Here is a 26549-nt window from a genome sequence, read left to right as displayed (position 1 = left end):
GCGAGGCGTGGCGCTTCGACGTGGGGAAGGTCGGCGATATGAACTTGATGCGCCTTACTCGGAAGCTAAGACCTTCGTCGAAGAAGCTTTTGCCGGCTGGCGAAGCACTCGCCGCGGGGGGCGCGGACGACAAGTTCATTCGTGATCTGATTACCAAGGCAGATGGCCTTCGTGATGCACGCGCATGGCGTGAAGCCGCCGAGACATACGCTCAAGTTGTGGCGGTAGCGGCCGATGAAGCGGGTCTGTGGGTGCAATACGCCCATACGCTGAAGGAGAGCGGACAGCTGGGAGAGGCCGCCACCGCCTATCGGCGCGCAGCAAAACTCGCGCCGGAAGATGCTGATCCCTGGGTTCATCTGGCGCATCTGCTCAAGCGGCTCGACGACCCCGGCACGCGCGAGGCGTTCGAGGCGGTGAAGGCCTTGTCGAAGGACCCCCGCATCCTTGCCGAGACGGATGAAGAGCTGCAAATCCTCGTTCTGAGGGCCGCCGCCAGGCGCGGCCAGAAGCCTGAAGAGCCACGTGCGGAGCCGGCACGCGAGGTGGAAGCACAGCCCAGCGCCAATGGGAGCTCGGACAGGCGCAAGGAGCGTCCTACGCCGCAGCGTTTCTCCGGGAGCCTCGACGGCCTCCGTAACGGCCGTGTCATCGTCGGGCGCGCGCGCGGCATGGCCGGGGAACGCCCGGCCAAAGTCGTCGTCAAAAGCGGGGGGCGACAGATCACGGGGCTCGCCTGCCATTTTTCGACAGTATCAGGCAGCTTCGATGGCTTTCAGATTGAGCTGCCCGAAGACTTCGAGATCGGCACGCCGGTCGAGGTGCTTCTTGAGGATGGCACATCGCTGACCATGCCGGGTGGCAATATGTCCACTGGAAGCGATGCGCCGGGCGCGGGCGAGGCCTTCGTCGACGCGAATCTCGCCGGCAGCGTCCGGGGCTGGTTCGCAGTGCCTTTCGAGCGCCTGTCCAGTATCTCGTTGAAGCTTGATGGCGCCCTGGCGGGCTCCGCCTACCTCCAGCCCAAGAGCCTTTCCGGCACCGATGCGGTTGCCTTCCATTTCACGCCGCCCCGGCTGTTCGTCGACGGCCAGACACGCATCGCCGTCGTGGAGGCACACACCGATACCGGGACGATCGAGCTGGCGCGCTTCCGCAAAGCCTTCGTGGCCGACGCAACCCCGGGCTTGCGGTGGGGGCGGCTTGCATTCGATGCGGGGCGTTTGGTTGGCTCTGTCTACGGAGCACCGCGCCCCGATCTGAGCATCGTGCTCGCAGCGCAGGATTTTCCGCTGACCTCGACATTGGCGGTTGTCGAAGAGGCCGATATCTCCGCCGGCTTCGGCCGCGCACGATTCAGCCTCGATCTGAGCAGCGTCGGCGCACTCGACCTCGACAGCGAGCTCACTCTCGAGGTGCCTGCCAGCCTCACGCTTCAGACACTCCCACTGGCATCGTTGCTCGCGGCCGCCGCGCAGGCGGAACAGGTTTCGCCGGGCGTCTTCGACATCGCGCTTCCGGTCGCAGTCAAAGGCGCCGCAATCGTCGAAGCCACGACGCGGCGAGGCGAGACCCTGCGACGGACGGTTCGAGCGGAGGGAACGACACAACTGCGAGCCGTTTTCGACAGGACCGAGCACGAGCGCTCCGGGGACGGCGCCGCAGAGTCCTCCGGCGCCCTGGCCAAGGACGATGCCATCGCCACGCTCGCCCTGTTCGGCGTGCCGGTGCGCCTGCACGGCGATGCCGAAGCTCGCGAACAGAAAGCACGCGCGATCGCGCCGAGATCCTTGCGCGATCCGGATGTCCAGATGGCGCTGCGCGCCGGCGGCGGTGCGCGGCGCCACGATGGCCGGGTCGATGCCTGCGGAGCCTGGATTATCTCCGGTGAGCTGATTTCCGGCTGGGCGGCGAATCTTTCGGTCATCGCCGAACCGCTCGATCTCGTCATCACAGCAGATAATGGGCGCTCCGTCCGAGTGACGGCCGATGCGCCGGCCCATGCTCGGGAGGCGGGCCTGACTGAGCCGCTGCCTTGTGGCTTTGCCGTGCCGCTCGCAAGGCTCCTGCAACCGGGCGAGCGTGCTGGGCTCACCCTGACATTCGAGGATGGGCAGCCCTTCGGGCCGCAGCGCGAAGGACAACTGCCGGTCGATGCTCCGGGCGTCGTCGAAGCGGCCAGGGCGATCGACGACGCGCTGGTCTCCGCAGGAATCGAACGCGCTTTCCTGCTGGCGATCGCGCAAGCCGACCGGCATCCGCAGCTGGTCGCAAGGCGCCTGGTGCTGGATTGCATCCTACGCGACGAGATGGATGATCCGGCCGTCATGTATGGATCCTTCGAGGACGTCCTCGGCGTGAACGAAATCCGGCAGGGCCTGGCCGCTGTCGCAGGCGCGGACAGAGCAACGCGCCTCGCCTTGCTCCCGGCCGAATGGATCGCCGCCTTCTCCGAGGACGCGCGCGCCGCACTGGCGGAGGAGGCTGCGGACGAGGGCAATGGCGCGCGGCGCGCACGCTGGCTTTGCCTGCGACAGCTCTTGCAGGTTCCGCAGGTCGATCTTCTGGAGGCGCTGGACGCAACAGCTTCGGTGACGGTAGTCACGGATGCGGCTGAGCGCACCGGCGATGATACAATACATCTGCGTGGCGATGTCGGCCAGGCGCAGCCGGCGGGAGCCGTAACCTGGCCCGTTCTGGCCTATCTGTCGGGCTCGCAGCAGATCGTGAGCCTGCAGGGACATCGATCCCGCTTCGGAGCGCGGCGCCTGCTGATCGGAGCGCGTCTGGAGGGCGGGCGACGAGCCGGCAAGCCGGCACTCGCGATAGCGGAATTTCCCGTCGTCGAAACCGGGAAGGTGGACGCGCTCAGGAGCGCGGCCGGAGCGATCAGCGTGGTTGATCTGCGCGACGAAGCACCGGAGACGTGGGTGGAACGCGCCCGCGCCCGGCTGATCGCGCTGATCGGCGAGGCCACACCGGACGAGCCGGTGCTGGTGATGAGTCCGGCCCTCCCCTACGATGCCTCATTCCGTGACGACGCGTTGCGGGCCTATGAACGGACGGGCCGTCGCAGCACCGCCTTCGCTGCGATGACATGGGACCTGCGTAAAAGTGCCCTGCAACTCGTTCCGGCCGGGGACCACGCCACGATCGCACGGATCGATTTTGCCGTCTGGCGGGCTGACGATCTAGCGAGACTCGTGTCGAGCGATCTCCCGCTCGTCATCCCGGAGCAGCCGCTGCCTGTCGAAGGGGCAGCCTTCCACCGTAGTCAGCCCGAACTGCTGACCTGGATGGAAGGCGGGATCAGCCATGCAGATTTCGATCGGATCGTTCAGGCTGAGCGGCATCAGCTGGCCAGGATCAACCGCATCGCCGCCTCGGAGGCTGCAGCTGCGCTTCCGGCCGCGACGTTTCCCCAGGCGCTCGAACTCACGGAACGCCTGATCGAGCTAGGCCTTCCGCAATTGGCCCACCAAGGGATGAAGTCCGCTTTGGCGGCGCCCAACCTGCTCGCGGGGGTGGTCGAGGACGGGCAGCTCACGGCTCTGGCGAGCCTGTCTCGCCGGCTCAGCCTCGAACCGGACTTCGCAGCCGCTTTTTGCCCACACGCACCTCATCTGGCGCGCAGCTGCCCGAGCGCTCTGACCGCCGTCGGCGAAGCGCTCGCAGCGACGTTGGAGCCAGATGCCCTGGCCAGCATGCTCACCCTCATATTGCAGGGGAGCTTGACGTCCAAGAGCGCGCGACCGGTCCTCCGCGCCTTCGATCTGCTCGCCCGCTATTGCTCGCCGAGCACGATCTGGACGGCCCTGGTCCAGATCGACGATAGTCGTCCGTCGCTGCTGTCCGAGCCGGATTTTGCGCGGATCGTCGCGACGGCTGTCGTCGCCAACGGTCTCCAGCCCGATCTGAGGCTGCGCGGCAGCGGGCTCGCCCTGGCCGACCTCCTGGTCTTCGCCGACCCGTCGGCAGCGCTCACCAGCAGCCTGCGCTCGGCCAAGCCGGAAGCGGTCCGGCAGGCCGTGATCCGCTTTTTCGCATCCGGCCGATCCGTCAAGGAATTCGCCGCGCTGACGCGCACCTATTCCGTCGAATTGCAGGCCATGGGCTTGCGCTGCGCGGATCTCATCGATCCCTCACGCTTCGATGAGCGCGACCAGCTGCTGGCCGCCGTGCTGCTGGGCGATCGCGAGACGATGCAGCAATTCGTGTCGCGCGTGCCGGCGGAGGCGGAGATCGAAGCCCCGCTCTATCTTGCGGCCCAGACCCGGCTCGATGATTTCTCCGGCTTGAACCGGACAATCGCACGGCTGTGCCACGAGCGCGGCGTCAAACCGGTCACCTTCGGCACGGGTGGGCTGGCGACCGTCTTCAGCGGTATCATGACGGCCGAAAGAGCGACACGATCCGCGGAGATCCATGCCGGCAAGGTCGCGGTGATCTGCTCCGTGTTCAATCCGGATCTCGACCTGATGCGGCAGGTGATGCTGTCTCTGGCGGCGCAGAGCTATTCCGACCTCGACGTGATCGTGATCGACGATGGCTCGGACCAGATCGAGCCCGAGCAGATCCAGGAAGCGGCCCTCGTCGACCAGCGCTTCCGCTTCCATCGTATGCCCCGCAATGTCGGCCCCTATGACTGCCGGAACTGGGCGATCCGCCATTCGGACGCGCCTTTCGTCGCCATCAACGACTGCGATGACTTCGCCCATCCGCAGAAGATCGAAACCCAGATCGCGACGATGACGCACAACCCCCATGTCCGGCTGAGTACCACCGCCCATGTCAGGTTGGACTATCAGGGACGCCCACAGCTCGAGCATACGCTCGAGATCTTCGGGGATGGTCCAATGACCTCGGTCTTCCACCGCTCGCTCTTCGAGCAGTTCGGCCTTTTCGCCTCGGTTCGTTCGCGCGGCGACGTCGAGTTCCGCGAGCGGATCCGCAATTGGGCCGGCGTCCATGCGATCCATCACGATCCCTGTCCGCTTATGTATTGTCTGGCGACGCCGCAATCCCTGTCGAACACGGCCGCCTCCACCCGCGGTCATTACCTTGCATTGCTGCGGGACACCTTCATGAAGCGGGCGGAGCTGCTGGCGCTAGGTGCCGAGACGGCCGGAGCGCTGCCATTGACGGTTCCATTCCCGCTCAGGCCGACCAGCGCGAGCCTGTGACCCCGCACACCTTCCCCAGACAACCGCCACGCCACTCCTGAGACTGTCATGCCCAGCCCATCGTCGACCGCCGAACCGATCACGATCAGCTTGACGACCATCCACGCCCGCCTGCTGACCCTGCATCTCACGCTCGAATCGCTGGCCCGGCAAAGCTATCCGAATCTGACGATCCGTCTGTACGTGTCGCGCGACGCCTTTCTTCTCGACGAGGGCATCGACACATTGCCGGAAGCGTGCATGCGGGTGATCGAGGCGCACGCGCCGCGGATCGAGGTCCATTTCGTCCGCAATATCGGCTCCTACCGCAAACTCGTGCCATTGCTCGAGGAACGGCTCGGCCAATCCTCGCTCGTAGTCACAGCCGACGACGATACCCTCTATCCTCCGAGCTGGGTGTCGGATCTGTACTTCCATTACCGTCTGCAGAACTGCATCGTCTGCTATCGCGGTCACCAGATGGCCTACGACGCCGATGGCTGGATGGGCTATCGTTCCTGGATGCGCCGCCAGCCGGGCGCCTCCAGAAGTGTGCTGAACCTGCCGACCGGCAAGGACGGCGTGCTCTACAACACCGTCTTCTTCCATCCGGACGTGCTCGACATGCAGCGCGGCGTCGCACTGGCGCGCACTGTCGACGACCTCTGGTTCAAATGGCACAGCGCGATCCTGGACGTGCCGGTTTTCATGATTCACCCCGACTACCGGGTCAATTCATTGCCGGAAACGACCAACGATCATTCTCTCTACAAGAACTTCAACGAGCAGGGCGGCAATGATCGTGCGATTGCCGCGATCGAAGTCGATTTCAGGAGCCGCTACGGGGACACCTTGCTCGGAGAGATCCGGCGCCGCGCGCAATAAGCATGATATCCTTGACATAGGATTTTTTTCATATATACAGGATCTCACTCTAAGAGGGGGTCCGCCATGTCCGCATCCTCGACACCGCGCCTCGGTCTGCCATTTCTCGCCGCCGGCCAGGCCCAGAAGCATGTCACGCATAACGATGCGCTGATGGCGCTCGACGACATCGTCCATCTGACGGCCAAGACCATGGTGAGCGCCCTGCCCGAAGGGGCCGGGACCGGTGACCGTGTACTGCTGCTCAACGCGATCGAGGGCGGCGCAGCCGGCGACATCGCGGAAAAAGAGGAAAGCGGCTGGCGCTTCATCTCGCCTGGCCCTGGGTGGATCGCGTTCCTGGAGCAGGACGGCGCGCTGAGGGTCTGGTCCGAGGGCGCCTGGCAACCAGTCAAGGCGCAGCTGGCCGACAGCCTCGGCATCAACATGCCAGCCTCGCTCGCCGCGCGCCTGGCCGTGCGTTCGTCGACCGCGCTGTTTCACGCTGCGGCAGAGGAAAGCGGCGACTGTCGCATCGCGGTGAGTCGGATCGCCACCCCGAACACCGCGAGCGTTGTCTTCCAGACCGGCTTTTCCGGCCGGGCCGAGTTCGGCCTCACCGGCTCGCAGGCGTTCGAGCTCAAGCTTTCGGAAAACGGAACCAACTGGACCTCGAGCCTGGCGGCGACCCCACTTCAGCTCGATCTGCGCACCGCCGATCGCACGCGGCTTCACTTCACCTCGGAAGGCCACCTGATCACCTCGCTGACCGGCGACACCAGCAATATCGCCGTGGCCTTCTCGGTCCGGCCGTCCTTCCAGATGAACAATACCTCCGCAGGATCGGGCCTGCTGCTGAGCCGTTGGGTCGGCAACTCCGGTGGACCTAACGGCCTCGTCTTCGCCAAGAGCAGAGGCGTCGCCATCGGGACGCACGCAGCCGCAGCCGGAAACGACGCAATCGGGGGCATGCATTTCGAAGCCAGCGACGGCGCAGCCTTCCAACGCTCCGCCTCGATCACCGCCGCTGTCGACACCACCGTGAGCAGCGGCGCAGTGCCGGGCCGTCTGAGCTTCTCGACCACTCCGGCGGGCGGGACACTGACCGAACGCTTGCGATTGACGGCGGCCGGCGATCTCGGTCTCGGCGTGACCACACCCCATGCAAAACTCACGGTTGCGGGAACGGTGGCCCCAGCCGCCGACAATGCCCATAGCCTCGGCAGCTCCAGCTATCGCTGGGCCAGTGTCTATGCAGCAGGCGGTGTCATCCAGTCCTCCGACCAGCGTCTCAAGACGGATGTGCGCGATTGCCCGCTTGGGCTCGATTTCGTCCTGGCATTGCGTCCGAAACTGTTCCGCTGGCGCGAGGGCGGACTGCTCGTCGAGGAGCGCTCCGAGCCGGCGCCGGTGCCGGAGGCGGGGGAAACCCCGGAGCCGGCGCAGATCCGCATCGTCGAGACACCCCGCGCTGGTAGCCGCTGCCATGTCGGGCTGATGGCTCAGGAAGTCCGTGCGGCGCTGGAAGCGGCCGGAGTCGATTGTGGCATCTGGCTGCTCGACGACCCCGACGACCCGGAAAGCCGCCAGTCGCTACGCTATGATCAGCTTATCGCCCCGATGGTTCAGGCGATCAGGGAGCTTTCAGCGCGTGTCGACCGCCTGGAACGGACGCCGCGCCAATAGCGTTGCGGGGGCGGGGCACGCCTTGGCGATCGGAACGTGCCGGGAATGCTGAGCATCGGTCGACTTGGCCGAGCAGTCGTTCTTCGTCGGATAGGCCCCAGCCAAGAGGGCCGGGTAGAAGGCCGGTAGCCGACCGCGCCATGCCTTGCTCGCAGCGTAGTCGGCTTGGCTTGCTCAGCCGCCCCCTGTGGTCATCGCAGGAATGAAGACCTCGGAAGACGGCGGTGTGTAGCCAAGTGAGCCGGGCGGCCGCAGCGTATTGATATGGTCTCGTCAGTTTTCGACGAGGAGCTTGTCTCTCCGTATGCCCCGGCCGTGACCGGAGCGCTCAAGATTTCGATAGCGCGATGTCGCCTGCTATTTCTGGCCGACATGGTCTTCGACCAGACGGAAGACGGCGAAGCCGAGGCCGGCCAGCGCCAGCGCCCATGCCCAACTATAGGCGGGTGTCGCATAGGTCGGGATCTCGGGGCCGAAAAATCCGCCTCGGATCAGCTCGTAAGAATGCACGAGCGGTATGTACCAGACCACCTCCTTCGCGGAATCCGGCAGCCATGTCACCATATAAAAGCAGCCGCAGAACGGCAGCAGGAAATACTGAACCGGTCCGACGAGCTTCTCCACGATCTCGGAGAGTTCGCTGAGCGCCGCGGTCAGGAGGCCGGCACCGAAGCCGAGCGCGCCCATCAGGAACCAGCCATGAAGGATGTCGGACCAGTCATGGGCCTCGGGCATGGAGCCCGCCGCCTGCAGGACCAGATAGACGATCAGGGCACTCGCCGAGATGGAAACGAAATCGAGCAGGAAACGCGTGAAGACCGCGTCCAGAAGATGAATGTCGCGGAAGATCGTCAGATGCTTGCTCGCTCTCAGAAGGTTCTGCATCGACGACAGATGGCGCCACAGGAGCAGGGGCAGATAGCCGGTATAGGCGAGAGCGACGACGTTGATCCCGTGCGTGGCGCTTCCCTTCGTGATCGTCCACACCAGCATGACGCCGCCGCAGAACAGCATCGGCTCGGCGACGACCCACAGGAAGCCGATATTGCCGCGGCCGTACCGTCCGACCAGATAGCGCACGATCAGCGCCTGGTAGACCCGTTGCTTGACCGAGAGCGCATCACGCAGGGTAGGCTGATGGGACAAATCGGAACCCGCAGTTGGAGCTTTCCGCCGCTGACCGCTCGGGTATCACAGCTCCTTCGCTACTCAAAGGTCGTCGGACCACCGGCGGAAAACGAAAACAACGATCGATCCGGTAGTCATCGCGTCGGATCGTGCCGAAAAGCCGCGGTCGCTTCCGCAAGCTGGTCGTCGAGATAGCGCAGGACGGCGGCGCCCGCGGGCGCCCGATAGGCGCGAAACGGTGCCAAGGACTCTGACCAATTGGGATTGACGGTGGGGTCGAGCATGAGCCGGGCTGGCCAGCGCGCCGCGAAACGTACATCTTCCGCCGCGGCCCGGGCCGCCTGCGCCGTGTCGGCGGCATGTTTGCCGCGTGTTTTCGATTCGTGATGAAACAACGCCACATGCGGCGTGTAGACGGTGCTGCGGCCCAGTTCGCGCAGTCGCAGGCAGAAATCGACGTCATTGAGCCCGAGCGGAAAATCGGGATCGAAGCCGCCGACCGCCTCGTAATCGGCGCGGACCGTCGCCAGGAAGGCACCAGTCACGGCCAGCGCCGTGCGCCGGCATTGCCAGCGCCCTGCAGGACCGGCCGCATCCTCCGCTTCGCCACGGCCCTCATGTTCCGGGCGCCCGGCCCAGGAGCAGAGAAGGCCGGCATGCTGTATGGTCCGGTCCGGATAGAGGAGCTTGACACCGACGGCGCCAACGCCGTCGCGCGCCAGGACCGCGCGCAGCTCATCATCCCAATGCTGCGTCAGCATCTCCATGTCGTCATTGGCGAAGAGCAGGATCTGCGCCTCGCCGAGTTCGGCCGCGGCTCGGTTGTTCAGCCGCGACCAGTTGAAGGGCTCGTGGTCCCGCAGAATCCTGACGCCCTCTTCCGACAGCCGCGCAAGCGCAGCCAGGCCCTCGCCGGAGACGCCGTTGTCGACGACGATGATCGACAGCGCTTCGGGGTAGCGAGCCGTCCTCCGCAGCGAGTGGACGAAGCGCTCCGCATCTTCGGCGTGGCTGCGGGTCGGGATCACGCAGCCGATGGCGACAGGCGCTCCGGCGAATGCCAGAGAGGCCTCAAGGGAAACCGCCGGCGCGGCGCCTATGTCGCAGGCCAGGAAAAGCGGAATGTGCAGTGGCGCGGCGCGATGAGCCGCTACCGCCCAGAAGGCGGCGATCGTCGCAGGCAGGTCCGGTTGCGCGGCCGCGATCTCCGCCAGCATCGCGCTTCTCAGCGCGAGGGCTCGGCCCGGAGCAACGATGCCGCGCTGCGGGTCATGGCGCGAGCGCAGGATGGGGGCGTGATGCTCGATCCCCCCATCGGGGCGCAGCGTGCCGCTCTCGCCATCGGCATAGGCGGACTCGGCGCGCTGAAGCGCAAGGGAGAGCCAGCCGGGCGCGACCGCATCGGGAAGGGTTTCGCCCTCCAGGACCAGCAGGCCCTGGCATCCGTACTCGCCGAGAAGCGCCACCAGTTCGGGAAGCGTCAAGCTGGCGCGACAGATCAGCAGCCTGTCCGCCTCGGGCGCCGCTCGGCGCAGGATGTCGTCGCGCCGGCCGGCATCAGTCACGGTCGCGATCAGGACGACGTCGCGGCTCGCCAGAGCGATCAGCGCGTCGAGCCGGGCATGGAAGCTGCGATCCGTTCCAGCATCGGCGTCGATCAGGATCGCCAGGCGGAACGCGGCGCGCCCGGCAGGCGCGGCCGGTGACGGGCAATGACGCCGGAAGAGAGCATGGAGTTCGGGCGGGAAGGTTGAACCGGCCGAGGCCGAAGGCAACAGTCGCTCGATCCGCGAAAAGTTTGCCTGCAGGTTGGAAAGCACGTCAGCGAGCGCGAAAAGCGCAGAAGGCTCTCCGCGCTCGAGCGCGGCGAGCGTTTGCTGGACCTGGTCCTGCGGCTCGCCGAGCCAAGCGAGTTCATCGCGAGCGGCGCGATTTGCGGGATCTCGCCGCAGAGCTTCGCGAAAGCTCTCGCGGGCTTCGTCGTTTTTGCCGGCCTGCTTCAGAGCGCGGCCGAGCTGAAGCGGGATGTCGGCATCCTCCGGCCGCTCCAATTGGGCGCGGCGGTATTCCGGCACGGCGGCGGCAAGGTCGCCCGAATCCTTGAGCATGTTCGCACGCTGGACACGCCAATGCGTGGCGTCGGGCAAGATCGAAAGCGCTTCCCCATAGAGAGTGGCCGCCTCTGCCGAATGGCCTGCATCGCGCGCGGCATCGGCACGCCGTGCCAGCTCCTCGGCCGCAGGCGAGAAAGCGGTAACGACAATCCCTTGAACGGCTTCCCTCAGGGCGAGAATCAGCTCCTTCTGGCCCGGTTCGGCTAAAAGCGCATTCTGAACCAGGGCAGCCGCGGCAACCGGCCGCCCCTGCTCGATCAGCAGGCGCGCGGCCGCCAGCGCCTGCCGAGGCCTTGCCCGGAAACCGCTCTCGCCAGCGAATGCCGAGAGCGCATCCGCATCGCGTTTCCGCAGAGCCTGATCGAAGCGGAGATTTTGAAGGGACGCGTAGAACCGCAGGAGAATGCCCATCTCTTCCTTATCGTCTCCTGCCGCCACCGAATCCAAATCCGATACGGTTGGAAATGGACGATCATAGCAAATTTGCCATGCGTCGATATTCGCATCCCTATCAACCCGGCCTGCAACTGCCCAGCCGGCTTGAGTTCGTTCTCCGGTAGGATCTGGCGCCATGACGCTTCATGCGCGCCGGCGGCATTGATCCTCATGCGTTTCCGATATTGAGGTATTCGAAGCCGCGCTGACGCATTTCGCTCGAGCGGTAGATGTTGCGCAGGTCGATGACGACGGGCCGCTTCAGCGCCGCCTTGACCCGGTCGAGGTCGAGTGCGCGGAAGGCGTTCCATTCGGTGACGATCACCAGGGCGTCGGCGCCTTCGAGACAGGCATAGGCGTCGGGGGCGTAAGTGATCTCGGGCAGCAGCGGGCGGGCGCTGTCCATGCTTTCCGGATCATAGGCGACGATCTGCGCCCCGGCATCGGTCAGCGCCGTGATGATGGCGAGCGAGGGCGCCTCGCGCATGTCGTCGGTGTTCGGCTTGAAGGCGAGGCCGAGCACGGCGATGCGCTTGCCCCTGACCGAACCGCCGCAGGCGGCGACGACCTTGCGGGCCATGGCGCGCTTGCGCTGGTCGTTGACCGCGACCACGGTCTCGACGATGCGCAGCGGGCTCGCCATGTCCTGCGCCGTCTTCATCAAGGCCAGCGTGTCCTTCGGGAAGCAGGAGCCGCCATAGCCCGGCCCGGCATGCAGGAACTTGCCGCCGATGCGGTTGTCGAGGCCGATGCCGCGCGCCACCTCCTGGACATTGGCGCCGACCTGCTCGCACAGATCGGCGATCTCGTTGATGAAGGTGATCTTGGTCGCCAGATAGGCGTTGGCGGCGTATTTGATCAGCTCGGAGGTGCGCCGCGCCGTGAACAGGAGCGGCGCCGCGTTGAGATAGAGCGGCCGGTAGAGCTCTTCCATCACCTTGCGGGCGCGCGGATCCTCGGTGCCGATGACGATCCGGTCCGGGCGCTTGAAATCGGCGATCGCCGCGCCTTCGCGCAGGAATTCCGGGTTCGAGACCACCGCGAAATCGCCATCCGGCCGGGCTTCGCGCATGATCCGCTCGACCTCGTCGCCGGTCCCGACCGGCACGGTCGATTTGGTGACCACGACCGTGAAGCCGCCGATCGCGGCCGCGACATCGCGCGCCGCCTGATGGACATAGGACAGATCGGCATGGCCGTCGCCGCGGCGCGAGGGCGTTCCGACCGCGATGAAGACCGCTTCGGCATGGCGCACCGACGCCGCCAGCTCGGTGGTGAAGGAGAGCCGCCCGGCCCGCACATTGCTCGCCACGAGCTCGTCCAGCCCGGGCTCGAAGATCGGGATCTCGCCGCGGTTCAGCGCCGCGATCTTGCCGGCGTCCAGGTCGACGCAGATCACCTCATGGCCGAAATCAGCGAAGCACGCCCCCGAAACCAGGCCGACATAGCCCGAGCCAATCATCGTAACGCGCATGCGGCACTCTTACCTTTCGACAGCGTCAATTTCAGCGCTTACATACAAAGAGCAATACTGTGCTGTCTACACCGCAGCAAATGGACCCGCCAGCCCTTTCAGACGCGACTTACGCCATTGCACCAACCGGCCCGGAATTAAATTTTAGCCGTCGTATAAATTCTTTAGATTGGCATCTTTCTTGAAAATATAACCCATAATGGCGCTTTATGAATTTTTAAACATGGCTATTGCTGGAACCCATACAGCAAACACTCATCAGCGCCCCCGAAAGACGCATATCTGCGACCGTCCTCTCGATTGACGTGACGACTTTTCGCATACCGCCACAAAGTGATCGCCAGTCCGGGCGAACTCACCGCGCTTCTCGGCGAGCAGCTTCAGGATGCATCCCGTTTTCGCGATGACAGCGCCGATCGGCACATAAGCGACCTGGCCCATCCGGCCGCTGGAGCGCTTTCCGATCAGTTTGCATCGTATCCTGCCGCGGTGAAGTCGTTTTCGCATCCGCTGGGCGAGAAGGGATCGATGATGCGGCCGATGGCGGGCCATAGGGCATCGACGGCTCGCTCGGCGGCCTTGCGCAGCAGGGCCTTGAGCTTAGCGAAGACGTTTTCTCGATGGGATTGAAGTCGGGGCTGTAGGGCGGCAGATGGCGGAGTTTCACGCCGGCTTCCCCGCTCATCTGGCGCAGGCGAGGCCTTTGCGGCTGGAGCGCCGAAAAGGCCTACACCGTTGGCGGCGGAGGCAATGGATATACCGCCGCGGCGGCAAGGACGTCCTGATCGGGGAGCGTCCAGGAAACGCAAGGACCAGTTCGAAACAGCCAAGCGGTGATTGACGCGGGCTGCACGCGCAGCCCGCGCATCGGAGCGCGAAATGGCTCAGGCAGCACAGGCCGCCGGACCACCGCCGGCCATCGCACGTTCGCGTGGCATGGCGAGGACGTGGCTGCGCACGGTCTGCGGGGCGAAGGACAGCGCAAGCTCGGCGGCCTCAAGCAGCTTGGCGAGGTCAATGCCCGTATCCACGCCCATGCGCTCGAACAGATAGACCAGATCCTCGCTGGCGATGTTACCGGTCGCGCCGGGCGCGAAGGGACAGCCGCCGAGACCGCCGGCCGCACCGTCGAACGAGCGGATTCCTGCCTGATAGGCAGCCAGCACATTGGCGATGCCGAAACCGGCCGTATCGTGGCCGTGGAACGACCAGCGCATGGACGGATAGGCGGCCAGGCAACGCTGCGCCATCCGGCCGACATGGTCGGGCAGCGCCATGCCGGTCGTGTCGGCCAGCGTCAGCTCGATGTCGGCGCGGATTTTTGCGATCTCACCGATGGTCGCGAACACCGCATCCTCGTCCATCGTGCCCTCGAAAGGGCAGTGGAAGCTTGTCGCCAGGCCGACGCGGACGGTCAGGCGGTTATCGGGGTCGACCTCCGCCAGGGTCGCCTTGAGATCCTCGATCGAGGCGGCGGTCGGGCGGCGCACATTGCTCATATTGTGCGCGTTCGACATCGAGATCACGAAGATCAGCTCATCGATGCCGGCCGCGATCGCGCGACGCGCGCCCTTGCCGTTTGGCACGAGGGCCACCTTGTGGAGGCCCGGCAACGGCCCGAGGCGGGCGACGACCTCGTCCATATCGGCCATTTGCGGAATCGCCTTCGGGCTGACGAAGGAGCCGATCTCCATCCGCTTCACGCCGGCCGCCACGAGGGCGTGGATCAGCTCCAGCTTCGAATCGGTCGGAACGAACGCCGCGATGTTCTGAAGCCCGTCGCGCGGTGCGACTTCGACGATTTCGACGCTGGCCATCACTAATCCTCCCATGGCGGCGTCGCATTCCCGCGCCGCCTTCATCCTGAGGACTTAGCGAGCTGCGTCGTGGGCGACCATTATCGATTGGGAAGCGAGCCCTTCGTGGCAGGCAAATGCAGGGGCACCGCATCGGGGCCGCGCAGATGGTTGAGAAGCAGCCTGGCGGCGGCAGTGAGCTTGGGCTCGTCGCGCGTGCAGATCATCAGCCGGCGCAGCGCCCAGGAATCGGAGAACGGCACGGCCACGATCCTGTCCTTGGCGCAGTAGATGCGCGCAATGCCGGCGGGCACGATCGTGATCCCGAAGCCGTATTCGACCATCTGCACGGCTGCGGTGAAAGTGACGACCTCGATCCGGAAGGAGATGTCGACGCCTGCTTGCGCAGCCGAGTTGGCGAGCAGCACCTGCAGCGAGGAGCCGGTTTCCAGGCTGATGAAATCATAGCCGGTGATCTCCGGCAGCGTCAGCGATGCGCGTGCCGCCAGCGGGTGAGAGTGGGGCATCAGCGCCACCAGCGGATCCCGCTTGTACTCGTAGATTTCCAGCCCTTCGGGCAATTGGCTATGTTCGGCGAAGATGCCGATGTCGCCCAGCCCGTCCTGCATGGACTGGACCACGTTCGGGCTGGTCTCCTCGCGCAGCAGGATCTTGATCTTCGGATAAGCTGTCCGGAAGGCCGCGAGCTCCTGCGGCAGATGCTGCACGACCGCGGACTGATGCGCATGGAGCCGGGCCTGCCCCTCTTCGCCCTTGCTGAAGACGCTGAGTTCCGCCGCCATCCGGTTCACGTCGTCGAACAAGCCAGCCGTGTGCCTGGCCAGCGCGTCCCCGGCGGGAGTCGCGGTCATGCCGCGCGCGTGGCGGTAGAACAGGGGGGTGCCGATCTCGAGCTCGAGATCCTGGATGCGCTTGCTGATGGCGGAGGGGGCGATGTGCTCGCGTTCCGCCGCCTTGGTCATGTTCCCTTGCCGGTAAACGGCCAGAAACATGCGCAACGTGGTCAGATCCGGCCGGAAATTCATACCTCGTCTCGTTCCTCGATATGTGTGTTCACGGATCGAGAACGCGGGCGTTCCGATTCACGACTATTCGCCGGCCCGGCTTCGAGTAGGCTCTCTGTCCAACACCGCAGCCAATGGCGGTGAGCGAACATAAATCGGCACCGGCAGCAAGCGGTAGCCGTATCGGGTTGGATGACGTCTACAAGGAATTCAAATGCTTTCCGTCGATACGAGCGCGCTCGCTTATGTGGGCGAGGATCTTTCACGCGCCGAATGCGTCATGGCGACCCGGTCCGGCGACCTTTTCATGCCCGACAAGCGCGGCGGCATCGCGGTCATACGCAGCGACGGCAGGACCGAGTTGATCCGTGCGAAGAACGGGCCGAACGGGTTTCTGCCCAACGGCTTCGCGCTGATGCCCGACCGCAGCTTCCTGATCGCCGATCTCGGGCCGGAAGGCGGCGTCTGGCACATGCGCCCCGATGGCGAGATGTCCCCCAAGCTGCTGGAGATCGACGGCCGCCATATCGAGCCGACGAATTTCGTGGGCACCGACGCCAAGGGCCGCGTCTGGGTCAGCGTTTCGACCAAGCTGATCCCGCGTGAGCATTCGATGAAGAAGGGCCATGCCGACGGCTACATCATCCTCATCGACGAGAAGGGGGCAAGGGTCGTTGCCGAGGGGCTCGGGTTCACCAACGAGGCGATCGTCGATCCAACCGGGCGCTGGCTCTATGTCAACGAGACGATCGCACGCCGGACCAGCCGCTTCGCCATTTCCGAAGACGGCTCGCTCGGCCCGCGCGAGACCTTCGCCCAGTATGGCGCGGCGAGCTTCCCCGACGGTTTCGCCTTTGATGCCGAAGGTGCGGTTTGGACCGTGACCGTGGTGTCCAACCGGGTCATCCGCACCACGCAGGACGGCGTGCAGCAGGTGATCTTCGAGGACAGCGACGCAAAGGCGATCGACGAGGCCGAGCAGGCCTTCCAGAACGGCACCTATACCCGCGCGCATCTCGATGCAGGCGGACGGCGCCCGGCCGGCAATCTTTCCGGCATCGCTTTCGGTGGCCCCGACCTGAAGACGGTCTATCTCGGCTCGCTCTTCGCGCCCCATCTGGCGAGCTTCCGCTCGCCCATCGCCGGGGCGCCGCCGGTCCACTGGGAATTCTGAGACAGCAGCGAACCCCGGCGAGCGCGCGCAGATCCGGCTCTCTGCCGGGCCGCGAAGCCCCATCTGCGCCGTACGCCGGAAGCGAAGCAACCGATACAAGCCGGGGCGGTCAACGCTACCGAAAAGAGGGAGAAACAGATGACGATCCGGATCGACCGACGTACCTTGATGGGCGGCGCCCTGCTCGGCGGTGCTGGCACCGCGCTCGGCATGCCCAGCATCGCGCGGGCCCAGACCAAGACCCTGAAGATCGCGACGATCGCATTGGTCAACAGCCCCTGGCACAAGGCGCTGAACCGTTTCAAGGAGGTCGTCGAGAGCGAGAGCGGTGGCCGCTACAATGTCAGCGTCTACACCGACGGCCAGCTCGGCGACATTGCACAGCTTCTGTCGGCGATGCAGCTCGGAACGGTCGATTTTTCCTATTTCGGGCTATCGTCGATCTCCTTCGTGCGCGGTGGGGAAGCCTTCAACGTGTTCTACGTCCCCTACCTGTTCAAGAACGGGGAGTGGGCGGAGAAGATCATCAACTCCGATGCCGAACTGCAGGGTATGTTCGACAAGATGGCGACGAGCGCCGGGGTGCGCGTCTTCGGCGCCTGGGGGCAGCGCTCATCGCGCGCCATCCAGAGCACGCGCGGGCCGATCATGATGCCGGAGGACGTCAAGGGCCTGCGCCTTCGGATCCCGGCCATCCCCATGCTGCGGGCGATGTTCGACCGCCTTGGCGCCCAGTCGACGCCGCTCGGCATGCTGGAAATCTACAGCGCTCTTTCGCGCGGCACGGTCGACGGCCAGGACAACGGCTTCGACCTCGCGATTCCGCCGCGCTTCCACGAGGCCGCGAAGTTCTGGTCGGCGACGGACCATGTCAACGAGCTCGTCGGCTTCTTCGGCTCCGAGCGGCTGTGGAAGGGCCTGAACGAGGCTGATCGCGAACTCTTCCGCAAGGCCTCGCGGGAGGCCGGCATGGTCACCACCCAGCTGACCAAGCAGCTCGACACGGATGCGATCGAAATCCTGAAGAAGGCCGGCTGCACCTATGTCGTTCCCGACATCGCCGCCTTCCGCAGGGCGGTCGCCGGCGTCGAGGACGATCTCGAGGGCAAGATGTGGCCGAAGGGCTTCGTCGCGCGGCTGCGCAAGCTGCAGGAGGCCTGATGGCCCTCTCGGACGCCGATGCACGGGCGCGGGCGGAGGTGCCCGCGCGCCCGGAGGGTGTGCGCATGCTGACCGTTCCGGTCCACATCCTCGAGACCCTGGTCAAGATCCTAGTCGTCCTGGCCCTGACGGTGGTGCTCGCCTTCACCGTCGGCCAGGTCGCCGACCGCTATGTGCTGAAGACTCAGTTCGACGCACATGACCAGATCGCGCGGATCGGCATGGTCTGGATGGCCTTTCTGGGCTTTGCGCTCGGCGTCCGCAGTCGCGCCAATATCCGGATCGAGGTGATCCAGCATTTCCTGCCGGAAAGTGTCCGGCGCGTCTCCGGCGTGTTCCTGGACGTGGTGATGATGGTGATCGCCATCGCGTTGCTCGTGAACGGCTGGCAATTGCTGGAAGTCGGCTCCTTCCAGGCGATCATGGGCACGCCCTTCTATTACGACGTGATGTACGGGGCGCTCCTCGCCGGGCTCATCCTGCTTGTCATCTTCCTGGCCCTGCGCATCGCGGACACGCTGATGGGCGGCCGTCTCGGCGTAGATGCGGTGACCGATCATGATGATCATCATTAGTACGCTGATCTTTTTCGGCCTGCTCGTCGCGGGGCTCGATGTCGGCTTTGCGATGATCCTCGCCGCCCTCATCGGCATGGTGATGCATGGTGGCATCGATCCGGTGATGGCGCCGTTGACCGTGGTGTCCGGCGTCGACAGCGCGGCGCTGATCACGGTGCCGCTTTTCGTGCTGGCCGGCGAGATCATGAACCGCGGCGGCGTCACCCGCCGCCTGATCGAATGGTCCACGGCCATGGTCGGCCATCTGCGCGGCAGCCTCTCCCAGGTCGCCCTGATGACGAACCTCATCATGGCCGGCATCTCGGGCTCGGCCGTCGCCGATGCGACCGCGACCGGCTCGATCCTGATCCCGTCGATGAAGAAGGAGGGTTACAAGCCCGGCTATGCCGCCGCCGTGATCGCCGCCGGCGCGATGCTGGGCCCGATCCTGCCGCCCTCGATCCCGCTGATCATCTACGCCATCATGGCCAACCTCTCGATCGGCAAGCTGTTCCTCGCCGGCGTCGTGCCGGGGCTGATGCTCTTTGCCGGCTATATGGCGATCTGCGCCTGGGTGGCGCGGCGCGAGGGCTATGCCGCCAAGCCGGCCGCGAGCTGGGCCGAGCGGGCGACGTCCACCCGCGCCTCGATCTGGGCGCTGCTGGTGCCGGTCCTGATCATCGTCGGGATCCGCTCGGGCGTGATCACCGAGACGGAAGCCGCCGGGGTGATCTGCGTCTATGCGCTGATCGTCGGCATGGCGATCTATCGCGATCTCAAGGTCCGCAGCCTCGGCGAGGTTTTCCTGGCGGCCGGCAAGACCTCCGCGGTCATCCTGTTTCTGCTCGCAGCGGCAGGACCATTCGCCTGGCTGCTCAACGAGTCGCACATCGCCACGCGCATTTCGCAGGGCATCCTGTCGATCTCGAATGACCCGCTGATCATCCTGCTCATCGTCAATGTGATGCTCTTCGTGGTCGGCATGATCCTGGAGCCGCTGCCGGCCCTGGTCATGTTCGTTCCGACGCTGCTGCCGATCCAGGCCCAGCTCGGCCTCGACCCGATCCAGTTCGCCATGATCGTCGTGCTGAACCTGATGATCGGGATGCTGCACCCGCCGATCGGGCTGCTGCTCTTCGTGACCGGCGCGGTCGGCCGCGTTCCGCTCTGGCCCATCGCCGTCCAGCTCTTGCCCTTCCTCGGCTGGTCGCTGGTCGTTCTGGTCCTGATCTCGATCTTCCCCGGCATCGTCACCTGGCTGCCAAACCTCTCCTTCTAATCCCAAAGAGGCTGTAAATGCCGTTGACCGGCCTACGAATCGTCGATCTCACGCGCGTCATCTCCGGTCCGTTCTGCACGATGCTGCTGGCCGATCTGGGCGCCGACGTCATCAAGGTAGAACCGCCCGAGGGCGATCCGCTACGCACGCAGGGCAGCGGCCGCAATGGCCTGAGCTGGTATTACGCATCCTTCAACCGCAACAAGCGCTCGGTCGTCCTCGATCTGAAGACGGAGGAGGGCAAGCGCGGCCTGGAGAAGCTGCTCGTCGATGCCGATGCGGTGATCGATAATTTTCGCCCCGGCGTGATGCAACGCCTGGGCTTCGGCGAGGAGCGTCTGCAGCAGATCAGGCCGGGCATCATCACCTGCTCGATCACCGGCTTCGGTGCGGATGGTCCATATCGCGATCGGCCGGCCTTCGATTTCATCGCGCAGGCCATGAGCGGGTTCATGAGCGTCAACGGCGGCAAGGATGATCCGCCGCAGCGCAGCGGCCTGCCGATCAGCGATCTGGTCTGCGGCATCTACGGCGCGCTCGGGCTCTGCGCCGCACTGCTCGGCCGCGAGCGCAACGGAGGCGCCGAGCGGGTCGATGTCAGCCTGACGAACTCGATGGTCAGCCTGCTCGCCTATACGGCCTCGCATTACTTCGCGACCGGCGAGGTCCTGCCCAGAACCGGCAACGACCATCCGATCGCCTCGCCCTATGGTCTCTTCAGGACACGCGATGGTCAGATCGCGATCGCGCCCAGCGACAACGTCTTCTTCGGTCGCCTGATGGATGCGCTGGACCTGCCGAAGGTCAAGAACGACCCGGACTTCGCCGATAATTTCCGCCGGGTGGAGCATCGCGGCAGGCTGCGGGAGCTGGTCGAGGAAAAACTGAGCGAGCGCGATTCCACCGACTGGATCGAACGGCTCAATGCCGCCGGTGTCCCCTGCGGGCCGATCTATGATCTCAAGGGGGTTTTCTCGGACCCGCAGATCGCATCGCAGAAGATGGCGATCGACGTGCCGACTGCCGCGCATGACACTGTCCGGATGCTGGGCTTCCCCATCAAGCTGAAGGAGCGCGCCTGTCAGGTTCGCCGGCCGCCCCCGCAACTGGGAGAGCACACGGTCGAACTGCTGAATCCGGGTGCGGAGCTGAGGAAACACGCGGCGCGTTCGTGACGACGCATGGCAAGGATGCGCCGGCGTTGACTGACGGCATCTGAGCTCAGGACCGATTAATTTGACTTGATGTGTTATTCACGGTGCCTGGGACGACGGCGTGATGGGTAATTTGTTTCTGCTAAGCGAACGCCAGATGCCGCGGATCGAGACAAATCTTCCACTCTCGCACGGGATGCCGCGGGTCGACGATCGTCGCGTGATGAGCGGCATCGTCTACGTCATCCGCAACGGTCTGCAGCGGAAGGACGCGCCCAAGGGCTATGGTCCGCACAAGACGCTCTACAACCGCTTCATCCGCTGGAGCCGACTTGGCGTCTTCGACCGCATCTTCGCCGGGCTCGCCGGCGAAGGACCCAAGCCGGAGCGGATCATGATCGACGCGACACATCTGAAGGCGCACCGCGCGGCGGCGAGCCTGCTCAAAAAGGGGCTGTTCCCCGCCGTATCGGGCGCACCAAGCGCGGGCTGAACTCCAAGCTCCACACCGTCTGCGATGGCGAGGGCCGCCCGATCGTCATGTTGCTCTCGAAAGGCCAGATGACCGATCACCAGGGCGCAACTCTCGTGCTCGACGCCCTGCCGCCGGCCAAAACCCTCATCGCTGACCGTGGCTACGACAGCGCGCGTTCCGCCAGGCACTCAGCGCCAAAGGCATCCAGCCCTGCATTCCATCGAGCCGGAGCCGGAAAATCCCTTACGCTTACGACAGAACGCTCTATCGCCAACGCCGCAGGATCGAGAACCTCTTCGCCCAGCTCAAAGACTGGCGACGCATCGCGACACGCTATGACCGATGCGTCCACACCTTCTTCTCAGCCATCTGCATCGCTGCAGCTGTCATCTTCTGGCTCTGATCAACAAGTCCTCAGCCTAGCCCCCAACCGCCTCAGATGGCCTGGGTCTGAGCAGTGCCGGCCCTGGGGAGGGGCAGCTCCTATCTTAAGCAGTCGAAGCGTGGTCTGCTTCCTGGCGACAGAGCCTGACCATTCCTGGAGGCAGTTATCGGGTGATGGGCTTCGAGCGCGCGAAACGCGCCTCTGCCGCTGCAATGTAAGCATCTCGTGAAGGTCCGAGGTGCTTGCGGCAAAGAGCAACCAGACGGAGCCTATCTCCAGCCTTGATCGCTTCGATCATTCCAAGGTGCTCGTCGCGCGCGAGCGCCAGGTGCTCCGCGCTGGCAGCTGTGATCGAACGCGCGCCGTGAACCTTCTGAGCCATGGTCTGGATCAGTTCGACGAGATGAGGATTGCCGCAAGCGGCGAACAAGGCCTCGTGGAAGATCATGTTGGCGCGGAAGGCAGCACGCGCATCGCCCGACGCAACGGCGGCACTGTGAACGCCCTGGATTTTCTCCAGCTGCGACAGCAGCCCATCCGGCGCCGACAAGGGAATCTGCTCGGCCGCGAGCGTCTCCAGCGCCTCGCGCACCAGATAGATCTGCCGCACCTCGACCGGATCGAGCAATTTTACGAAAGCGCCGCGGTTCGGGACGCGTTCGACCAGGCCTACGCGCTCCAGCTCTGCCAACGCCTCGCGGACCACATGCCGCTTTACGTCGAGCCGTTCGGCCAGTTCCTCCTCGATCAGGCGCTCGCGCGGCATGAGCCAGCCGAGAACGATCTCCTCCTCGAGCGTCGCGGCAACGCCGCGAACGCGCTCGGCGGTCTGAGCTTTCAGGGCGGTCACGGCCATGCCAGTTTATAGCGCCTCGACATAATTGTTGACAATCCTGTTGCCGAACATTCTGCTGGCGCCATGAGCGCGTCCGAGAACGATACCCGATCATCGAAGCCCGCGGCGCGTGGCATGCGCCGCAATCTTGCGACCTATGGCGATCCCGGCTTCTCCCTGTTCCTGCGCAAGGCCTTCATCAAGGCCGCGGGCTTCTCGGACGATGCGCTCGACCGGCCGATCATCGGCATCACCAACACCTTCAGCGACTTCAATCCCTGCCATGGCAACGTGCCGCGGCTGATCGAGGCGGTGAAGCGCGGCGTGATGCTGGCGGGCGGCTTGCCGATGGAGTTCCCGACGATCTCCATCCACGAATCCTTCGCCAACCCGACCTCGATGTTCCTGCGCAACCTCATGGCCATCGACACCGAGGAGATGATCCGGGCCCAGCCCTGCGATTCCGTCGTGCTGATCGGCGGCTGCGACAAGACGGTGCCGGCCCAGCTGATGGGCGCCGTCAGCGCCGACATCCCGGCGATCCAGCTGATCACCGGCCCGATGCTCGTCGGCCATCACAAGGGCGAGGTGCTCGGCGCCTGCACCGATTGCCGCCGCCTCTGGGGCCAGCACCGCGCCGGCCAGATCGACGAGGCCGAGATCGAAGTGCTGAGCGGACGGCTCGCGCCGACGCAGGGCACGTGCATGGTCATGGGCACGGCCAGCACCATGGGCTGCCTCGTCGAGGCGCTCGGCATCGCGCTGCCGGGCTCCGGCACCATCCCCGCCACCCATGCCGACCGTATCCGCGCCGCCGAAGCCAGCGGGCGCGAGGCGGTCAGGCTCGCCAAGGGCGGGCCGAAGCCGAGCGATATCCTGACCGGAACCGCCTTCCGAAATGCGCTGACCGTGCTTCAGGCGATCGGCGGCTCGACCAACGGCCTCGTGCACCTGGCCGCGATCGCGCGTCGCGCGGGCCTCTCGATCGACCTCGAGGAATTCGACGCGATCGGCCGCAAGGTCCCGGTGCTGATCGATCTCAAGCCCTCCGGCGACCACTATATGGAGCACTTCCATTGGGCCGGCGGCGTGCCGAAGCTGATGAAGGAGCTCGGCGACCATCTCGACCGCTCGGCTCCGACGATCGACGGACGCACCATCGGCGAGGTCGCCGACGCAGCCGAGGACGTGCCGAACCAGAGCATCATCCGCACCGCCGCGAGCCCGGTGAAGCCGACCGGCGGCATGGCCGTGCTCCGCGGCAATCTCGCGCCCGGCGGCGCGGTGATCAAGCACTCCGCGGCCTCTCCTGCGCTGCTGAAACACACCGGGCGTGCGGTCGTCTTCGCCTCGGTCGAAGACATGGTCCGGCGGATGGACGATCCCGACCTCGACGTGAAGGCAGACGACGTCCTGGTGTTGACCAATGCCGGTCCCAAGGGCGCGCCCGGCATGCCGGAAGCGGGCTATATCCCGATCCCCAGGAAGCTGGCCCAGGCCGGCGTCAAGGACATGGTCCGGATCTCCGATGCCCGGATGAGCGGCACCGCCTTCGGCACGATCGTGCTGCATATCACGCCGGAATCGGCCGTCGGCGGCCCGCTCGGGCTCGTCCGCGATGGCGACATGATCCGCCTCGACGTCGAGGCTCGCGAGATCGCGCTCCTGGTCGAGGATGCCGAACTCGAGCGGCGCAAGGCCGAGTGGCAGCCGCCGGCGCATCTCTCCGAGGCCACGCGCGGCTATCGTCACCTCTATCTGACGACCGTCCTGCAGGCCGACGAGGGCTGCGATTTCGATTTCTGCTGATCGGCCGCCCTGGCCCAAAAGTTCCCGACGAGGCTGGAGCCAACCGGCCCGCGCGATCACTTCCGGAGGATAACCCCATGCTCGACCGTCGCCACCTGATCGGCGCGCTCGCCGGCCTTTCGCTGGCTCTTCCCGTTACGGCCTTCGCGCAGGCCTACCCGCAGAAGCCGATCACCCTGATCGTGCCCTATGCGCCTGGCGGCGCCACCGACATCATCGGCCGCGTCGTCGCCGAGGAACTGTCGAACGGCCTCGGCCAGCGCGTCGTCGTGGAAAACCGGGCAGGCGCGGGCGGCAGCGTCGGTGCACAGGCCGCCGCGCGTGCGACGCCCGATGGCTACACCCTGATGCTCGGCGCGCTGACCAGCCACTCGATCAATATGAGTTTCCAGGCCAAGCCGGGCTTCGACCTGAAGAAGGATTTCGTGCCCGTCGGACTTGCCGGCAATGTCGGGCTCGCTTTGGTCGTCCATCCTTCAGTACAGGCCAAGACCGTGCCCGAACTGGTCGCGCTCATCAAAGCTAATCCGTCCGATTTCTCCTACGCCTCTTCGGGCCAGGGTTCGCCTCAGCATCTTTCGGGCGAACTCTTCAACCTGAAGGCGGGCACCAAGATGCCGGTCGTGCCCTATCGCGGCTCTGGGCCGGCGATGACCGATATGGTCGGCGGCCAGGTCAAGATCATGTTCGATACCATCCCTGCCGTCCTCCAGCATGTGAAAGCGGGCTCGCTGCGCGCCATCGCGACCACCGGCCGGGAGGCTTCGCCCTTCATGCCGGAGACGCCGACCGCGATCTCGCAGGGGCTGGACGGCTTCGAGGTCTCGTCCTGGTTCGGCCTGCTCGCCCCGACAGGCACGCCGCAACCGGTTCTGGACAAGTTGAACGCCGAGTTGAACAAGGCGCTGCAGAGCACGAAGGTGAGGGAAGCGCTCGCGCTGCAAGGCGTCGACCCGAAGCCGAGCACGCCGAGCGAGGCGTCGAAGCTGATCGAAAGCGAGATCACGAAATGGGCCGAGCTGATCAAGGCAAGCGGCATCAAGCCCGAGTGACGAGCGCGGGGCGCAACCGATGAGCGAAACCGTCAAGCGCCTCGCGATCGTCGGGGCCGGCATGATCGGCGCCAGCTGGGCAGCCCTCGCCAGCGCTCATGGGATCCGCGTCTGCGCCTACGACCCCAATCCCGAGGCCGAGGCGCGCTTCCTGAGCTATGTCGAGCGGGCGCGGGCGCAATTGGCGGAACTCGGATTGACGGGCTCCGGCGCCGTCGGCTTCTCGGACGATCTTGCGGCTTCGCTTGAAGGCGCCGGTTTCGTTCAGGAGAACGGCCCGGAGAACGAGGCCGTCAAGCGCAGGCTGCTCGCCGAAATCGACGGCCTGCTTCCGTCCGAGGTCGTCATCGCCAGTTCAACATCGGCACTGGTCCGCAGCGCCATCGTTGCCGATTGCGCGCAGCCCGAGCGGATCATCGTAGCGCATCCGTTCAACCCGCCGCATCTCGTGCCGCTGGTCGAGATCGTCGGAGCCGATCCCCTGATCGTCGCCCGTGCGGCAGCATTCTATCGCGCGCTCGGACGACGCCCGGTCATCCTCAACCGCGAAATGCCCGGCCATATCGCCAACCGCCTCGCCTCGGCGCTTTATCGCGAGGCGGTGCATCTGGTCGAACAGGGCGTCGCCAGCGTCGCCGATATCGATGCCGCACTCTGCAACGGCCCAGGCCTGCGCTGGGCCCTGATGGGACCGCACATGACCTATCACCTCGGCGGGGGCGAAGGCGGCATCGCCGGCTACCTCGCCCATCTCGGACCGAGCCAGGTGCGGCGCTGGCAGTCGCTCGGCAGTCCCTCGCTCGACACCGATGTCCAGGCAAAGATCATCGCCGGCGTGGCGGAGGAAGCGGGCGGCCGCTCGATCGCCGAGCTGGAGGCGCGGCGCGACGAGGGCCTGCTCGCCCTGTTGAAGGCGCGCACGCTGGTCAGCGAGTAACCGGACACGCCATGATAGAATAGCCCCTAGATTTCTGGACGCCTTCT

Annotated in this window: 17 protein-coding genes and 2 pseudogenes; 12 read left to right on the top strand and 7 right to left on the bottom strand. The window is 65.4% G+C overall.

Features of this window, described 5'->3' with window-relative positions; translation table 11 throughout:
- The first annotated feature begins 38 nt into the window (after positions 1-38).
- The 3 genes from AC3RCC_RS03840 to AC3RCC_RS03830 all read left to right on the top strand — a co-directional run bounded on the left by AC3RCC_RS03840 (position 39) and on the right by AC3RCC_RS03830 (position 7712).
- Entirely contained in the window at positions 39-5183 is a 5145-nt protein-coding gene (locus AC3RCC_RS03840) for a glycosyltransferase (RefSeq protein WP_492257642.1), read from the top strand.
- Positions 5184-5231: 48 nt separating this feature from the next.
- Entirely contained in the window at positions 5232-6047 is an 816-nt protein-coding gene (locus tag AC3RCC_RS03835) for a glycosyltransferase family A protein (RefSeq protein ID WP_492257641.1), read from the top strand.
- A gap of 153 nt (positions 6048-6200) precedes the next feature.
- Positions 6201-7712 (top strand): tail fiber domain-containing protein, encoded by a 1512-nt coding sequence (locus AC3RCC_RS03830; protein WP_492257640.1) that lies wholly within the window; start codon positions 6201-6203, stop codon positions 7710-7712.
- A gap of 357 nt (positions 7713-8069) precedes the next feature.
- Here the strand turns inward: AC3RCC_RS03830 and AC3RCC_RS03825 are convergent, their stop codons facing one another.
- The 6 genes and pseudogenes from AC3RCC_RS03825 to AC3RCC_RS03800 form a co-directional block, all read right to left on the bottom strand.
- Entirely contained in the window at positions 8070-8858 is a 789-nt protein-coding gene (locus AC3RCC_RS03825; RefSeq protein WP_492257639.1) for an ABC transporter permease, read from the bottom strand.
- A 116-nt stretch (positions 8859-8974) separates the two neighbouring features.
- Positions 8975-11365, bottom strand: a complete 2391-nt coding sequence (locus AC3RCC_RS03820) for a tetratricopeptide repeat protein (protein ID WP_492257638.1) — start codon at positions 11363-11365, stop codon at positions 8975-8977.
- A 193-nt stretch (positions 11366-11558) separates the two neighbouring features.
- Complete coding sequence (locus AC3RCC_RS03815) at positions 11559-12863, bottom strand: UDP-glucose dehydrogenase family protein (RefSeq protein ID WP_492257637.1); 1305 nt, start codon at positions 12861-12863, stop codon at positions 11559-11561.
- A gap of 464 nt (positions 12864-13327) precedes the next feature.
- Positions 13328-13536 (bottom strand): annotated as a pseudogene (locus AC3RCC_RS03810) (transposase); the annotation flags it as partial.
- A 211-nt stretch (positions 13537-13747) separates the two neighbouring features.
- On the bottom strand, positions 13748-14680 hold the full coding sequence (locus tag AC3RCC_RS03805; RefSeq protein WP_492257636.1) for a hydroxymethylglutaryl-CoA lyase: 933 nt from the start codon (positions 14678-14680) through the stop codon (positions 13748-13750).
- An 80-nt stretch (positions 14681-14760) separates the two neighbouring features.
- Positions 14761-15672, bottom strand: coding sequence for a LysR family transcriptional regulator (locus AC3RCC_RS03800; RefSeq protein WP_291650622.1), 912 nt, complete (start codon positions 15670-15672; stop codon positions 14761-14763).
- A gap of 226 nt (positions 15673-15898) precedes the next feature.
- On the opposite strand from AC3RCC_RS03800, the gene AC3RCC_RS03795 reads away from it, so the two are divergent.
- The 6 genes and pseudogenes from AC3RCC_RS03795 to AC3RCC_RS03770 all read left to right on the top strand — a co-directional run bounded on the left by AC3RCC_RS03795 (position 15899) and on the right by AC3RCC_RS03770 (position 21887).
- Complete coding sequence (locus AC3RCC_RS03795; RefSeq protein WP_291650624.1) at positions 15899-16858, top strand: SMP-30/gluconolactonase/LRE family protein; 960 nt, start codon at positions 15899-15901, stop codon at positions 16856-16858.
- 138 nt (positions 16859-16996) lie between these two features.
- Positions 16997-18019, top strand: a complete 1023-nt coding sequence (locus AC3RCC_RS03790) for a TRAP transporter substrate-binding protein (RefSeq protein WP_492257635.1) — start codon at positions 16997-16999, stop codon at positions 18017-18019.
- Positions 18019-18594: a TRAP transporter small permease gene (locus AC3RCC_RS03785; RefSeq protein ID WP_291650628.1), complete on the top strand. Its 576-nt coding sequence runs from the start codon at positions 18019-18021 to the stop codon at positions 18592-18594. Before AC3RCC_RS03790 ends, AC3RCC_RS03785 begins: the two co-directional genes overlap by 1 nt.
- Positions 18578-19855 carry a TRAP transporter large permease gene (locus AC3RCC_RS03780; RefSeq protein ID WP_291650630.1) on the top strand — a complete coding sequence of 426 codons (1278 nt, stop codon included), beginning with the start codon at positions 18578-18580 and terminating at the stop codon, positions 19853-19855. Before AC3RCC_RS03785 ends, AC3RCC_RS03780 begins: the two co-directional genes overlap by 17 nt.
- A 17-nt stretch (positions 19856-19872) precedes the next feature.
- Positions 19873-21030, top strand: coding sequence for a CaiB/BaiF CoA transferase family protein (locus AC3RCC_RS03775; protein ID WP_492257634.1), 1158 nt, complete (start codon positions 19873-19875; stop codon positions 21028-21030).
- 103 nt (positions 21031-21133) lie between these two features.
- A pseudogene (locus tag AC3RCC_RS03770) lies at positions 21134-21887 on the top strand (IS5 family transposase).
- Between the two features lie 145 nt (positions 21888-22032).
- Here the strand turns inward: AC3RCC_RS03770 and AC3RCC_RS03765 are convergent.
- Complete coding sequence (locus AC3RCC_RS03765; RefSeq protein WP_291642109.1) at positions 22033-22725, bottom strand: GntR family transcriptional regulator; 693 nt, start codon at positions 22723-22725, stop codon at positions 22033-22035.
- Positions 22726-22839: 114 nt separating this feature from the next.
- Here AC3RCC_RS03765 and AC3RCC_RS03760 point away from each other — a divergent pair, with 114 nt between their 5' ends.
- The 3 genes from AC3RCC_RS03760 (at position 22840) to AC3RCC_RS03750 (ending at position 26502) form a co-directional block, all read left to right on the top strand.
- Positions 22840-24513: an IlvD/Edd family dehydratase gene (locus tag AC3RCC_RS03760; protein ID WP_492257633.1), complete on the top strand. Its 1674-nt coding sequence runs from the start codon at positions 22840-22842 to the stop codon at positions 24511-24513.
- A gap of 77 nt (positions 24514-24590) precedes the next feature.
- On the top strand, positions 24591-25565 hold the full coding sequence (locus AC3RCC_RS03755) for a Bug family tripartite tricarboxylate transporter substrate binding protein (protein WP_492257632.1): 975 nt from the start codon (positions 24591-24593) through the stop codon (positions 25563-25565).
- Between the two features lie 19 nt (positions 25566-25584).
- Positions 25585-26502 (top strand): 3-hydroxyacyl-CoA dehydrogenase NAD-binding domain-containing protein, encoded by a 918-nt coding sequence (locus AC3RCC_RS03750; protein WP_492257631.1) that lies wholly within the window; start codon positions 25585-25587, stop codon positions 26500-26502.
- The last annotated feature ends 47 nt before the right edge of the window (positions 26503-26549 follow it).

Source organism: Allobosea sp. GW823-FHT01F03, assembly GCF_058798075.1.
This window is presented reverse-complemented; position numbering and strand designations above follow the sequence as displayed.

Coding starts and splice junctions, on each gene's coding strand:
- AC3RCC_RS03755 (WP_492257632.1), top strand. CDS start 24,591: ATGCTCGACCGTCGCCACCTGATCGGCGCGCTCGCCGGCCTTTCGCTG.
- AC3RCC_RS03795 (WP_291650624.1), top strand. CDS start 15,899: ATGCTTTCCGTCGATACGAGCGCGCTCGCTTATGTGGGCGAGGATCTT.
- AC3RCC_RS03785 (WP_291650628.1), top strand. CDS start 18,019: ATGGCCCTCTCGGACGCCGATGCACGGGCGCGGGCGGAGGTGCCCGCG.
- AC3RCC_RS03820 (WP_492257638.1), bottom strand. CDS start 11,365: ATGGGCATTCTCCTGCGGTTCTACGCGTCCCTTCAAAATCTCCGCTTC.
- AC3RCC_RS03805 (WP_492257636.1), bottom strand. CDS start 14,680: ATGGCCAGCGTCGAAATCGTCGAAGTCGCACCGCGCGACGGGCTTCAG.
- AC3RCC_RS03775 (WP_492257634.1), top strand. CDS start 19,873: ATGCCGTTGACCGGCCTACGAATCGTCGATCTCACGCGCGTCATCTCC.
- AC3RCC_RS03840 (WP_492257642.1), top strand. CDS start 39: ATGAACTTGATGCGCCTTACTCGGAAGCTAAGACCTTCGTCGAAGAAG.
- AC3RCC_RS03830 (WP_492257640.1), top strand. CDS start 6,201: ATGGCGCTCGACGACATCGTCCATCTGACGGCCAAGACCATGGTGAGC.
- AC3RCC_RS03835 (WP_492257641.1), top strand. CDS start 5,232: ATGCCCAGCCCATCGTCGACCGCCGAACCGATCACGATCAGCTTGACG.
- AC3RCC_RS03760 (WP_492257633.1), top strand. CDS start 22,840: ATGCGCCGCAATCTTGCGACCTATGGCGATCCCGGCTTCTCCCTGTTC.
- AC3RCC_RS03765 (WP_291642109.1), bottom strand. CDS start 22,725: ATGGCCGTGACCGCCCTGAAAGCTCAGACCGCCGAGCGCGTTCGCGGC.
- AC3RCC_RS03750 (WP_492257631.1), top strand. CDS start 25,585: ATGAGCGAAACCGTCAAGCGCCTCGCGATCGTCGGGGCCGGCATGATC.
- AC3RCC_RS03790 (WP_492257635.1), top strand. CDS start 16,997: ATGACGATCCGGATCGACCGACGTACCTTGATGGGCGGCGCCCTGCTC.
- AC3RCC_RS03780 (WP_291650630.1), top strand. CDS start 18,578: ATGATGATCATCATTAGTACGCTGATCTTTTTCGGCCTGCTCGTCGCG.
- AC3RCC_RS03800 (WP_291650622.1), bottom strand. CDS start 15,672: ATGTTTCTGGCCGTTTACCGGCAAGGGAACATGACCAAGGCGGCGGAA.
- AC3RCC_RS03815 (WP_492257637.1), bottom strand. CDS start 12,863: ATGCGCGTTACGATGATTGGCTCGGGCTATGTCGGCCTGGTTTCGGGG.